The 12,517-nt window shown below is 73.6% G+C and carries 9 protein-coding genes; 2 read left to right on the forward strand and 7 right to left on the reverse strand.

Going from position 1 to position 12,517, the window contains the following annotated elements:
- Positions 1-196: 196 nt before the first annotated feature.
- The 7 genes from AB0I88_RS39920 to AB0I88_RS39950 form a co-directional block, all read right to left on the reverse strand.
- Positions 197-2,617: an MMPL family transporter gene (locus tag AB0I88_RS39920; protein ID WP_361037275.1), complete on the reverse strand. Its 2,421-nt coding sequence runs from the start codon at positions 2,615-2,617 to the stop codon at positions 197-199.
- 15 nt (positions 2,618-2,632) lie between these two features.
- Positions 2,633-3,241 carry a TetR/AcrR family transcriptional regulator gene (locus AB0I88_RS39925; RefSeq protein ID WP_361037277.1) on the reverse strand — a complete coding sequence of 203 codons (609 nt, stop codon included), beginning with the start codon at positions 3,239-3,241 and terminating at the stop codon, positions 2,633-2,635.
- A 39-nt stretch (positions 3,242-3,280) separates the two neighbouring features.
- Positions 3,281-6,874, reverse strand: a complete 3,594-nt coding sequence (locus AB0I88_RS39930) for a tetratricopeptide repeat protein (RefSeq protein ID WP_361037279.1) — start codon at positions 6,872-6,874, stop codon at positions 3,281-3,283.
- Positions 6,832-7,872, reverse strand: a complete 1,041-nt coding sequence (locus tag AB0I88_RS39935) for an ATP-binding protein (protein ID WP_361037281.1) — start codon at positions 7,870-7,872, stop codon at positions 6,832-6,834. The genes AB0I88_RS39930 and AB0I88_RS39935 overlap by 43 nt, the downstream gene beginning before the upstream one ends.
- On the reverse strand, positions 7,856-9,217 hold the full coding sequence (locus AB0I88_RS39940) for a hypothetical protein (RefSeq protein WP_361037283.1): 1,362 nt from the start codon (positions 9,215-9,217) through the stop codon (positions 7,856-7,858). Before AB0I88_RS39940 ends, AB0I88_RS39935 begins: the two co-directional genes overlap by 17 nt.
- Before the next feature lie 438 nt (positions 9,218-9,655).
- A complete protein-coding gene (locus AB0I88_RS39945; RefSeq protein WP_361037285.1) occupies positions 9,656-9,877 on the reverse strand; it encodes a hypothetical protein in 222 nt (73 codons plus the stop codon).
- 103 nt (positions 9,878-9,980) lie between these two features.
- A complete protein-coding gene (locus AB0I88_RS39950; RefSeq protein ID WP_361037287.1) occupies positions 9,981-11,147 on the reverse strand; it encodes an aminotransferase class I/II-fold pyridoxal phosphate-dependent enzyme in 1,167 nt (388 codons plus the stop codon).
- Positions 11,148-11,241: 94 nt separating this feature from the next.
- Here AB0I88_RS39950 and AB0I88_RS39955 point away from each other — a divergent pair, with 94 nt between their 5' ends.
- Positions 11,242-11,550: a PadR family transcriptional regulator gene (locus tag AB0I88_RS39955; protein ID WP_361037289.1), complete on the forward strand. Its 309-nt coding sequence runs from the start codon at positions 11,242-11,244 to the stop codon at positions 11,548-11,550.
- Positions 11,547-12,413, forward strand: a complete 867-nt coding sequence (locus tag AB0I88_RS39960; protein WP_361037291.1) for a hypothetical protein — start codon at positions 11,547-11,549, stop codon at positions 12,411-12,413. Before AB0I88_RS39955 ends, AB0I88_RS39960 begins: the two co-directional genes overlap by 4 nt.
- Positions 12,414-12,517 lie beyond the last annotated feature (104 nt).

Consider the following 12,517-nt stretch of genomic DNA (forward strand, 5'->3'; position numbering starts at 1 on the left):
GCGTGGTGAGTAACTGATCAGGTTTTCCCACGATGGGCCGAGACTAACCGTTCGGCCCACTCACGCTCAGCCCGGCGGGCGCGGCACCGGGCGTGAGTGGCAGTGGGCCGCGGCTTTGTCGTACCGGGAATGGGGTCGGGGAAGAGGAACGCCCCGCTGCCGTGGGAGGCGGCAGCGGGGCGACGGCGACGCGGGATCAGCGGAGCGCGGGCTCCGACTGTGGGGCGGCGGGTTCCGCGTGCGGGACCACCGGGTGGGAGCGTTCCAGGGCGGTGCCCTCGACGTCCACGTTGGGCAGGATGCGGTCCAGCCAGCGGGGGATCCACCAGGCGGTGTCGCCCAGCAGGTGCATGATCGCCGGGATCAGCAGCATGCGGACCAGGAAGGCGTCCACCAGCACACCGAACGCCAGGCCGAAGCCGAGCGAGCGGATGATCGCGGTGTTGGAGAAGATGAACCCGCCGAAGACGCTGATCATGATGATCGCGGCGGCCGTGACGACCGTGCGGCCGGCGTACACCCCCTGCTGGACGGCGATCCGGGCGCGAGCGCCGTGGGCGTAGGCCTCGCGCATGCCGGAGACCAGGAACAGCTGGTAGTCCATGGCCAGGCCGAACAGGATGCCGATGAGGATCGTCGGCAGGAAGCTCAGCACCGGGCCCGGGTCGTGGACGCCGAAGACCGAGCCCAGCCAGCCCCACTGGAAGATCGCGGTGACGCCGCCGAACGTCGCGAACAGCGACAGGATGAAACCGAGCGTCGCGGTCAACGGCACCAGGATCGACCGGAAAACGAAGATCATGATGATCAGGGAGAGGCCGACGACCAGGCCCAGATAGCCGGGCAGGGCCTTGCCCAGTTTCTCCGAGATGTCGATGTTGCCGCTCGCGGTGCCGGCCACCCCGAGGGTGACGTCACCGGAGACGGGGGACAGGCCCCGCAGGTCGCGAACCAGTTGCGCGGTGGACGAGCTGTTCGGGCCGCCGTCCGGGACGACCTGGAAGGCGAGCGTCGTGTTGTCGGCCGACGCTCCGATCGGGGCGACCGCCGACACGTTGTTCTGTGCCAGCAGCAGCGTGCCGAGACGGATCTGCTCGTCCTGCTGGGCGTCGCCGGTCAGCGGGGCGGGCAGGTCGGCCATCACCAGGATCGGCCCGTTCACGCCGGCGCCGAACCGCTGCTCGGTCAGGTGGTACGCCTGGTACTGGGTGGACTCCGTGGCCTCGGACGAGCCGTCCGGCAGGCCCAGCCGCATCGACAGCGCCGGGATGGCGACCGTCACCAGCGCGGCGGTCAGGCCGACGACGGTGAGCACGGCCCGGGTGGTGCCCATCGGCCGGTTGTCGAACGGGGCCTGCGCGTGGGCTGTGCGGTTGAGGACGCGGCGGCCGATCAGCGACAGCAGCGCCGGGGTGAGCGTGACCGCGATCAGCACGGCGACCGCGACACAGATCGCGCCGACCGTGCCCATCAGGCCGAGGAACGGGATGCCGGTGACGTTCAGCGCGAGCAGGGCCACCAGCACGGTCGCGCCGGCGAACACGACCGCGTTGCCGGACGTGCCGTTCGCCAGGCCGATCGACTCGTGGAAGTCGACGCCGGCGATCAACTGCCGTCGATGCCGGTTCAGGATGAACAGCGAATAGTCGATGCCGACCGCCAGGCCCAGCATCACCCCCAGCACCGGGGTGATCGACAGCATCTCCACCGCGCCGGAGAGCGACAGCGCGGCGGTCACACCGATGCCGACGCCGGTCAGCGCGCTCAGGATGGGCAGGGCCGCGCCGATCAGCGTCCGCAGCATCACCAGCAGCGTGATCGCGGCGATGACCAGACCGGCGATCTCGCCCACGCCGAGGATCTCCGGAACCTCCTGGGTGATCTCGTTGGAGAGCTCCACCTCCACCCCGGCGGGCACGCCGTCCTCGACGTGCTCGATGAGGGCCTTCTTGACCTCCGGCGTCACGTCCAGCTGCGGCTTCTCGAACAGCACCTGCGCCACGGCCGCCGAACCGTCCGCCGTCACCGTGCGGATGGGCGCCGACATGGCCAGCAGCCTGCGCCCCCGCTCCAGATCGGCGGCCTGCGCCTCCAGCTCGGCCCGCTTCTCGGTGAGCAGCGCCTGTTTCTCGTCGACCTGCGCCTGGGTGGCCGGGTCGAGCTGGAGGCCCTTGGCGGCGTTCAGCTGACCCTGGCCCTCGTCCAGCTGTGCCCGCCCGGCCTCGATCTGCTCGATCCCGTCGGCGACCTGCGCCTGCCGGCCGGCGATCTGCTGCGCGATGGCGAACGGGTCGGTGGTGGACCGGACGCCCTCCAGCTCCGCGGTCGATGTCAGCAGGGCGGCGATCTCCGCCTTCTGCGTGTCGGTGAACGCCGATCCGTCCGGGGTGTGGAAGACCAGGCGCCCACTGCCGCCGCTGACGGCCGGCAGCCGTTCGGCGAGCCGGTCGCTCACCTTCTGAGTCGGGGTGCCCGGGATGTTCACCATCGGGGACAGTTCGCCGCCGGCCACGAAGTAGCCGGTGACGGACAGCCCGAGGATCACGAGCCAGGAGCCCAGGACGATCCCGGCGCGCCGGGCGCAGAGCCGGCCCAGGCGATAGAGAAGCTCGGCCAATGTGCTTCGTTCCTTCTAGTAGCCGGTGCGTACGGTTTCGATGAGGCGTTCCAGCAGGTGACGCCAGAGGTCGCGGGACTCGCCGTCGGTCGCCGCGGAGGTCACCGCGATCCAGTGCGTGGCGACGACCACGGTCCCGTTCATCAGCGAGCTGACGAGGATGGCCGCGTCGATCGGATCCACCCCCGGGTAGCGGCGGGCCAGCTCCCGGGCCATCTCCTCGGAGGTCCGGGCGAAGGTGGCCTGGAAGATGTGCTCGGCCCGCGGGTCGCCGGGGGCGAACCCGCCGAGCGCCCGCCACAGGTAGCCGATGACGCCGGGCACGTCGGTGTCGCGCAGCGCCCCGGCGACGTCGTCGAACATCGACGCCCGCTGCCCGGACGTGACGGTGCTGCGGAACCTGCCGACCGCCTCGCCCAGCATCTCGCTGCACACCGTGGTGACCACGTCGTCGATCGACACGAAGTGGTTGAAGATGGTCCGCCGGGAGACGTCGGCCCGCTCGGCGAGCTGATCCACGCTGAACCGGACACCCTCACCGATCAGGGCGTCGGCGGCGTCGAGGATCGCGCGACGGTGGCGTGCCTTCAGCGCGGCCCGGCGGTCGAGGGGCGCGGTCGTCACCGTTCCTACACTAGGTGCATCGTTGCACTAGGTGCAAATTCAGGGGGAGAGGAGCGCCAGGAACCCCTCGACGCCCGCACGGCAGCCCGGCGGCAGCGGGGTGGCCAGCATCTTGCGCAGGCGGATCCGGTTGGCGCGCACCTGCAGATCGCTCATCACCCCGGCGGCGACCCGGGCAACCTCCAGGCCCTCGGTTCGGCGGCCCGCGGACAACAGCATCACCGCCCACAGGAACGGGCCGTCGCCCGGCAGCTCCAGCACCGCCGGGCACGCCGGGATCAGGTCGATCAGCAGAGCCAGGTCGCCGTCCTCGACAGCCCGCAACGCCAGCTCGGCGGTCGTCGGCGGCTCGGTGAGCACCCGCAGCACGGTGTCGAGAGCGAACCGGTCGGCCAGCCGCAACACGGTGGCGTGCTGCCGGTCGAGCGGGTCGCCGGAGCGGATCAGGACCGCCTGCACGGTCGGCCGGGTCAGGATCGCGGCGTGCTCGCGCAGGTGATCGATCGACGCGGGCCAGGACGGCTGGGCCTTCCAGGCGGCGATGGCGTCCTGCTCCTCGACGGAGCGTTCCAGGTCGGCCAGGACCACGTCGACGCCGCGCCGGCCCATGTCGTCGACGAGCATCGTGAGGATTTCGAGGCGCTCGTCGGCGTACAGGGAGTGTGCCCGCCGCAGGGTGCGCCGCAGCCCGTGCCCGCCGAGCAGGGTGTAGTGCCGGGCGAGCACAGCCGCCTGCCCGGGCCAGTCGGGCGCGGTGAGCCAGCCCTCGATGAACTCCAGGTGGTCGGTGGGCAGCCCCAGCGCCGGCCCCAGACTCAGGGCGACCTCCCAGACGTGCCGGCGGTCCTCGGGGCTCGACGCCTCGGCGGCGGCACGGGTGATCTCGGCGGCCACGTTGCGGCCCCGGGCGGCGAGCCAGGCGGCGTGGTCGGCGCGCAACCGGCCACCGCGTTCGGCGACCGCGTCCCGCCACGCCCGCGCGTCGCCCAGGTTGCGCAGCGCCCGGGCAAGGGCCTCGTCGTCGCCGACCGTGCGCAGGATGGCGACGGCCTCCCGGGCGGCGGCCACGTCACCGGGCACGCGCATCAGCGCCTCCGCCAGATCGGCGCGCAGCCCCAGCTCCCGGAAGATGCCGGCCGCCTCGCGGGCCGCGTCGCCGCCCAGCCGGGTCAGCGCCCGGCCCAGGTCAGGCCGCAGCCCCAGTCGCCGGAAGATCTCGACCGCTTCGCGGGGGCCGTCCTCGCCGGGCGCCCGGGCCAGCGCCCGGCCCAGCTCCGGCAGCAGCAGCGGGTCGTCGAGCTCACGCAGGATGCCGACCGCCTCCGGATCGCCCGACTCGGTGAGGGCCCGGGCCAGCTCGGCGCGCATACCGAGCCGGCGGAAGATGCCCGCCGCCTCTCGCGCCGCCGGACCGCCCAGCTGTGTCAGCGACTGGGCCAGCTCGGCGGGCGTCCCGACCCGGCGGCGGATCGCGACGGCCTCGGTGGCGGCCGCCCGCGCGGCGGAACGGTTCCCGACCCCTGCCTGCCGTTCGGCCAGGGTGTGCAGCGCCATCGCCAGGCGCGACGGCGCGTTCATCCGCCGGTAGCGGTCGACCGCCTCGGTGGCGAACTCGACCGCGTCCGTGAGCCGGCCGACGGCGGCCATGTGGGTGGCCAGATTGTTCAGGGTCAGCGCCAGCCCGGCCTCGTCGCCCTGCTCGCGGCGCATCAGGAACACCTCGGACGCCGCGATCAGGGCGCCCTCGTGGTCGCCGTTCTCCGACAGCCGGTTGGCCAGCACGTTCAGCGCGGTCGCCAGCTCCGGTCCGGCGCCCAACCGCCGGTACAGGCCGACCGCCTCGACGGCCGCGGCCAGCGCCGACTCGCGGTCGGCGGACCGGGACCGTTCGATGGCGAGATTGGTGAGCGCGCCGGCCAGCTCGTACGACGGACCGCCCAGCCGGTACTGCTCGACCGCCGCGGTGACCGCCTCCAGGGCTCCGGCCGGGTCGCCGGCCCGGGAGCGTTCCACCGCCAGGTTGTTGAGCACCATGGCCCGATCGGCCGGTGAACCCACCCGCTGATAGATCTCGGCCGCCTCGGACAGCGCGGCCACGGCGCCCGCCCGGTCGCCGAGGTTGGACCGCTGATTGCCCTGGTTGTTGAGGGACGCGGCCAGCTCCGGCAGAAACGCCCGCGGGTTGATCCGGGCCAGCCGGCGGCGCACCTCCACCACCTCGTCGAGGGCGGCCAGCGCCCCGGCGTGGTCGCCTCGCTCGGACCGGCGGACGGCCATGTTCAGGGTCGTGGCCAGCTCCGGCAGCGCCCCGAGCTCCCGGTAGATCTCGGCCGCCTCGGCCCCGGCCGCCTCGCTGCGTTCGTACCGGGAGAGGTTGGCGAGGGTCAGCGCGATGTCCGGGCGCCACCGTCGCGGATCGGTTCGGAACTCGCTCAGCGCCTCCTCGGCGGCCAGCACCGCACCGGCCCGGTCTCCGGTGTCGAACCGGCGGTTGGCGAGCGTGCCCAGCGCCCGGGCCAGAGCGATCCGGTCGTCACCGGCCCGGAGCAGTTCGACGGCCTCGGTGGCCGCCGCCAGCCCGGCCGGGTCCTGCACGGCCAGCTCGGCCAGAGCCGCGGCCAGACCCGGGGAACCCGATGCGCGGTGCAGTTCGACGGCCTCGGCTGCCGCCGCCACGGCGCCGTCGCCGTCACCCGCGTCGGAGCGGCGCCGGGCGACCCGCAGCAGCAGATCGGCGCGTTCGCCGGGGGCGGCCTCGGCCAGGCGGCGCTCGTCGACCAGCAGACCCAGCCGCCACAGACCGGCCGACCCCGGCGGCAGCAGCTCGGACATCTCGGCCAGCGGCAGCGGATGAGCCACCGCCAGGGTCTCCAAGGCCTCCCGCGCCGGGCCACCCTGGGTCGCCGCGATCGCCAGCACCGGCCGCCACCGGCGCGGATCCACCCGGATCGCGTCGGCCAGCAACAGCCCGCCGGCGCGCTGGAGCACCGCCAGCGCGCCGTCGAGCACCGTGTCGCCGACATCGGGTGGCAGCCAGCGGCCGAGCAACTCCGGATTCGCGGTGAGGACCCGCAGCAGATGGTGGTCGCCGATCGGGTCCGGGCGGATCGCCCAGCGCTCGCCCGGCCGCTGCCGCAGACAGATCTCGAAGGTCCGCGCGATGTCGCGCCGCCATCGCGCGTCCCCGGCCAGAGCGCCGACCCCGGTCAGGACCGCGGCGGCGGCGTCCAGGGAGGCCGGTCCGAGAAGCGTCAGGCAGGCGGCCGCCTCGGCCAGCAGCGGCCGGTCGGCGCGGCCCCCGTGCAGGTCGGTCCAGCTCGCCGCCCAGTACTTCTGCTCGTGGTCGAGCACCTGCCGGTAGAGGCCGTCGCGGGTGGCCGGGAGGGCGCCGCCGGAGACGGCCGCCAGCCAGCCGAACAGGACCAGGTCCAGGGTGGTCCAGGTGTGTCCGGGGCGCGGTTCCGGTAGCGGCGGCCGGGGGCCGGGGCGCAGTGCGGCGAAAGTGCGCTCGTAGACCTGGCCGGGGTGCGGGTGGGCTTCGTCCAGGCCGATGACCTCGAGCAGGTGGGTACGGGCGTGGGTGACCTCGGTCAGCCAGTCGCCGTCGATGGACCGGGCCGTCGCCACCACCACGGCGGGCGGCCCTTCGCGCTACCCCGCACGTCCAGCAGCTCGTCGAGCGCCGTCACCGAGGCGTCCGCGTAATCGACGATCACCATCAGCGGAGCGGTCACCTCGGCGAGCCCGTCCGGGGAGCGCAACGGGCCCGCGTACCAGCCCTCCCGGCGGAACCGGTCGGCCAGCTCCAGCGCGAGCCGGGTCTTGCCGGCGCCACCCGTGCCGTGGACGACGACCAGACCGGTACGCTCCCCGGCCGCCACCCGCCGCGCGAAGTCATCCAGCACCAGCAGCTCGTCGCGAGCCTGGAACGGGGTGAGCGCGTACTCCGCCCGAACCAGGGCCAGCACCGACCCGGCGGCGTCCGGCGCCCGGTAGATCTCCCGCAGCGGCAGCACCGGCGGCAGGCGTGGCGGCCGGTGCCGGCCCGGTTCGCCCGGGACCGGCGGCCGCCAGGTGAACCGCGGGTCCGACAGCATGGCGTGGCCGGTCGCGACGGCCGTGTCCAGGTCGGTGTCCAGGCCGGTCGTCGAGGTGGCGCCGAGCGAGACGGCCAGCCCGTTGGGGTCGATCGCCACGAAGTCGCGCGGCGGACCGTCGAGCGCCGCCGCGAACTCGGCCGCCGGCGCCGGGAACGGCCGGTCCCCGTGCAGGCGTGCCACGGTCAGGGCGTGCCCGTCGCCGTCGCCGGCCGGGTCCAGCAGGACCACCCCCGCCCGGAGCCCGGCGTGCTCCAGCGCCCCGGCCAGCACCAGCGCCAGGTCCAGACAGGTCCCGGCGCGCGGCGCGACCAGCACCTCCGCGGGCGGCCGCACCCGCTGCGGACCCGGGCCGGGAGGTTCGTGGGCGTACCCGATCCGGATCCGGCGAAGCGCGTCCCAGACGGCCCGCAGCCGGACGACGGCCGACTCCGCCGAACCGGCCGGAACGGCCGCGTGCATCGCCACCGCCTCGGGCACCACGTAGCGGCCCGGATCCCCGTCGAACGGCGGCCACTCAGAGGTCCGCGTCATCGAACACCTCGATCGTCTGCTCGGTGGTCAGGTCACCGGCCCCCGGCACGCCGCGAACCGTCGCCTGCAGCCGGTAGACACCCGGCGTCAGCCCCGGCAGCACGCCACGGTGCTCGCCGTCGTACTCCAGCCGCGCGTCGACGCCGATCGGGCGCCCCCGTACGTCGAGCACCGACGCCCACACGGGCCCCGCGTCGGTTCTCACCTGCGAGCCGCGGATCGACGCGGCCACCGGGATCGGCGTGCCGGCCGCGTGCAGCTCCTCCAGATCGAGGCCGAGCACCGCCGGACGCCGGTCGCCCTTGTACGCCCACAGATCCCCACGACCCTCCAGCCGGGCCACCAGCGCCGACACCTCCCGCAGCGCGCCGAGCTGCCCGTGCCGCCGCCGGATCAGGAAGTCCTCCGGCGGCTGCCGCATCTCCACCGGCAGCCCGGAGAACGCGGGCACCGTGCCGTCGCCGCGTTCGTCGTCCCAGCGGCCCAGCTCCGGCCACGCCGGCGGCGCCGGTGACACGGTCAGCTCGGCGCCGTCCCACCGGCAGTCGCGTAGGGTGCCGTGCCCGAACCCGATTCGCGGCACCATCGTGGTCCCGCTCCGCGGCAGGTTCTCCCACGCCGCCTCGATCTCCCGGTGCAGGTCGTAGGCGGCCCTCGGATCAGCGCCCCACTCCCGCCACGGCAACGGGACCTCATGCGGATACCACAGACCGCCCGCATGCCCGACCGCCCGATAGCGCGGCAACAGCTGGGCCAGGCCCGGCCAGGTGCGCAGCACGTCCCGCAGCCCCGGCAGCACGCTCACGCCGCCGATCCGCAGCCCGTGCGCCATCACCGACAGCGCCTTCGGGGCGCCCCAGTGCGGGGTGCCGAGCGTGATCAGCGACCGGCACAGCCCGGCGGCGCCGCCCGGCCCGATCCAGTACCGGGCCACCAGCCCGCCCATCGAGTGCGCCACCACGATCACTCGCCGCCGGTGGTCGGCGCCCGGCCACAGCGTCTCCAGCCGCTGCCGTACCAGGTCGTCGAGGCGCTGCGCGGCCGGCACGATTCCGCGCCGGAAGTCATAGGGCGCCGCCAGCACCGTCGGATCCGGGTTCCGGCCGTCCGACAGCGCCGCCACCACCCGTTCGTAGCCGGTGATCGCCGTCCAGAACGGCACCGGCCGCAGCGACGAGATCAGCCCGACCGGCTCCAGCTCCTGATCGAGCGCCAACATCTCCGGATGGCGCAGCAGCCGCCGGTCCGGCCAGCCGACCGACCACACCGGCTCGTCCGGGCGGCCTTTCGGGGCCAGGACGCTGCCCCCGATTCCGGGAAGAACGACGATCAGATGCTTCCGCATGCCGGCGACTCCTCGGAGGACGGTCCTTCGACCCCACCAGACCATCCCGCACCCGCGCAAGGCCCGTCGATCGCCTCCCAACCCCATTTCCGGTACGCGTGGCGTAGTCCCGTACATTTCGGGCTGTTCCGCCCGCCCGGCGCGATGCCGCTGCCCGCGCAGGCCCGTGCCGCGGCCGCCGGGCTGAGATCTGTGGTCCCCGGTGCCGCACTCCCGCTGCGCCGGAGCGCGGCACCGGGCGGCGGAAGGCGCGGCCGGCCGCGAGAGGGACGGCCGGATCGACGCCGGCCCGGCGGGCGCGGCACAGGCCGGAGCGAGCAGCGAGATCGCGCCGCACGGACGGGACGGTTCAGTTCGGCGGGACGAAGTCACGCGTACCGGAGAAAATGAACCCGCCCACCGCGAGATGGGCGCGGAGGGCGGGTTCGGCGAGGAGGATCAGAGCTTCTGTGTCTCCGTCGTGGACGAGTGCAGCTCCGCGGTGGTGTCCGTCACGAATTTGCCGGTCTTCGCGCTGCGGTTGACCTCGCGGTCGCCGCGTTCGGAGTCCCCGCCCACGGTTTCGGTGGTGGTGGTCTCCGGCTGCCGCTTCGCGGTGCTCTCCTTGACGAACCGCCCGCTCTTGGCGCTGCGGTTGACCTCGTGCTCGTTGCCTGCCATCGGGGGGTCTCCTCAAACCGTCGCGGATGTCCTCCGCACGTTCTGTGCCCGTTCGGGCGGATCGGAAACACCCGGATCGATACCGGGCACGGTGTGCGGACGGTCAGCTCGCGCCGAGCGCCTGCTCCAGATCCTTGATCAGGTCGTCGGGGTGTTCGATGCCGACGGCGATCCGGATCGTGCCGGGGCCGATCGACGCGGCCCGCAGCTGCTCGGCGTCGAGCTGCCGGTGGGAGCTGCTCGCCGGATGCAGGATCAGCGTCTGCGTCCCGCCGAGCGACGGCGCCAGCCGCACCAGCCGTATCGCCTGCTGGAAGCGCAGGCCCGCGTCGTAGCCGCCGGCGAGGTCGAAACAGAACGGCGCGGCGAAGCCGTCCACGAAGGTGGCCGCGACCGCGTGGCTGGGATGGTCCGGGGCACCGGTCCACAGCACCCGCTCGACCGCCGGATGCCCGGTGAGGAACCCGGCGATCCGGGCCACGTTCTGCTCGTGCCGGGCCATCCGCAACGCCAGCGTCTGCAGACCGCGGATGGTCAGCCAGGCCGCGAACGGGTCGGCCACCGAACCGAACTCCACGCCGTGTCCCCATACCGTCCGGTAGCGGCCGTCGTCGGCGAAGACCGCGATGCCGCCGGTCACGTCACTGTGGCCACCCAGGAACTTGGTGACCGAGTGGATGACGACGTCGGCGCCGTGCTCGATCGGCCGGCACAGCACCGGCGTGGCGAACGTGTTGTCGACGACCGTGGTGACCCCGGCCGCGCGGGCGATCGGGGCGAGCCGGGGCAGGTCGCTGACGTGGCCGGTCGGGTTGGCGACGGTCTCCAGATAGAGGATCCGGGTACGCGGGGTGAGCGCCGCCCGTACCTCCTCGGGATCGTGCCCGGTCACGTAGGTGACGTCGATCCCGAACCGGTCGGACAGGTCACGCAGGGTGGCGAGGGTGCCGCCGTAGAGGGTGTGCTGGGCGATCACGTGGTCGCCGGTGCGCAGCAGTCCGTGCAGCACCGTGGAGATCGCGCCCATCCCGGAGCCGGTGGCGATCGCCGCCACCCCGCCCTCCAGGTCGGCGACGGTCTCCTCGAGGGCCCGTACGGTCGGGTTGGCGAACCGCGAGTACACGTAGGAGCCGTCCGGCCGGTTGAGCCCGTCGGCGAGCGGGCCGGGATCGTCGAACGCGAACGACGACGTCTGATAGAGCGGCACCGACAGCGGCGTGCTGGCCGGGACCGGGACGCGGACGTGGACGAGACGGGTTTCCGGATGCATGCCCCGATCCTGTGCCCGATCGAACCGCCGGACCAGAGCCAATACCGATGGCCTGGACTCGTCATATGTCGTGTAACTACGTATAGTCGGGTGCATGCGTGAAACCACGTACTTCACCCTGGCCGCCCTGCAACACGGGCCGCTGCACGGGTACGCGATCATCCGGCGGGTGTCCGAGCTGTCCAGCGGCCGGATCCGCCTCGCCACCGGCACCCTCTACACGGCACTCGAACGGCTCACCACCGGCGGCCACATCCAGGTCGCCGCCGAGGAGATCGTCAACGGCCGGGCCCGCCGCTCCTATGAGCTCACCCCCGGAGGCCGCGCCGCCCTCGAGGAACAGGCCAGGGTGTATGCCGAAGCCGCCCGCGTCGTGACCCGCCCGGTGGTGCGCCCCGCATGAACCCGATCGAACGCCGCTACGCCCGCCTCGTCCGCCTCTACCCGGCCCACTCGCCCCGCGACGAGATCCTCGACACCCTGCTCCAGTCCGGCGAGCGACCCACCCTCCGCGAGACGTCCGCCCTGGTCCTCGGCGCGCTACGGGCCCGGGCCGGCTCCGACGTCCACCGCACACCCCGGGAGTTCGCCCACTCCGCGACCCGCCTCGCCGCCCTCGCCCTTCTCGTGTACGCCGTCGCGGTCGACCTGCTCAGCTCCCTCCCGCTGGACGTGCCCGCGATCCTCGGCAGCCCGCCCGGCATCCTCCAGTACGCGGTCGCCGGCCTCGTCGGCCTCGCCCTGCACGTGGTCGCCCTCGTCACCCTGGCCCGCGGCGCCTACCGCCTGGCCGCGTTCGCCGCCGTCCTGGCCGTCGCACCGTCGGCGATCGCCCTGGAGATGACCGGCTCCTACCTCAACGACGGATTCTGGGCCGCCCCCGTCGCCGCCCTGCTGGTGCCGGCCGTCAACCTGAGCCCCGTCCGGGAACGCTCCAGCCCGGCGCCGTGGCTGGCCGCCGTGCCGGTCGCCGTGATCGCCCTGCCGACCGGCCTCATCACGATGCTCGGCCCGGCCTTCCACCTCCAGCAGCAGACCATGATCGCCCTGGTGGTGTTGGGCCTGGCGTGGTCGCTGGTGGACGCCCGGGTCCCGCTCGCGGTGGCCGCCCTGGTCCTGTGCGATCTCCTCACCCATCTCACCGCGGTCTCCGTCGGCGCCGTCGTCGGGGAGGGCACCCCCACGCTCGGCATCGCCGTCACGGCGGCCCCGGTCCTCGTCCTGCTCGGCGCGGCCGCCGTCAGCCGCCGCCGCACCGTGCTCTGAGTGGTTCGTCGCGCCGGGGCTCTGAGTGGTTCGTCGCGCCGGGGCTCTGAGTGGTTCGTCGCGCCGGGGCTCTGAGCCGCTCGGCGACGGACCGAAGCCGGTCC

This window comes from Actinoplanes sp. NPDC049802, from assembly GCF_040656595.1.
Classification (GTDB): Bacteria; Actinomycetota; Actinomycetes; order Mycobacteriales; family Micromonosporaceae; genus Actinoplanes.

Bases quoted from the DNA above. Each gene is read 5' to 3' on its own strand.
- AB0I88_RS39950 (WP_361037287.1), bottom strand. From the start codon at position 11,147: ATGCATCCGGAAACCCGTCTCGTCCACGTCCGCGTCCCGGTCCCGGCC.
- AB0I88_RS39960 (WP_361037291.1), top strand. From the start codon at position 11,547: ATGAACCCGATCGAACGCCGCTACGCCCGCCTCGTCCGCCTCTACCCG.
- AB0I88_RS39945 (WP_361037285.1), bottom strand. From the start codon at position 9,877: ATGGCAGGCAACGAGCACGAGGTCAACCGCAGCGCCAAGAGCGGGCGG.
- AB0I88_RS39940 (WP_361037283.1), bottom strand. From the start codon at position 9,217: ATGCGGAAGCATCTGATCGTCGTTCTTCCCGGAATCGGGGGCAGCGTC.
- AB0I88_RS39955 (WP_361037289.1), top strand. From the start codon at position 11,242: ATGCGTGAAACCACGTACTTCACCCTGGCCGCCCTGCAACACGGGCCG.
- AB0I88_RS39935 (WP_361037281.1), bottom strand. From the start codon at position 7,872: ATGACGCGGACCTCTGAGTGGCCGCCGTTCGACGGGGATCCGGGCCGC.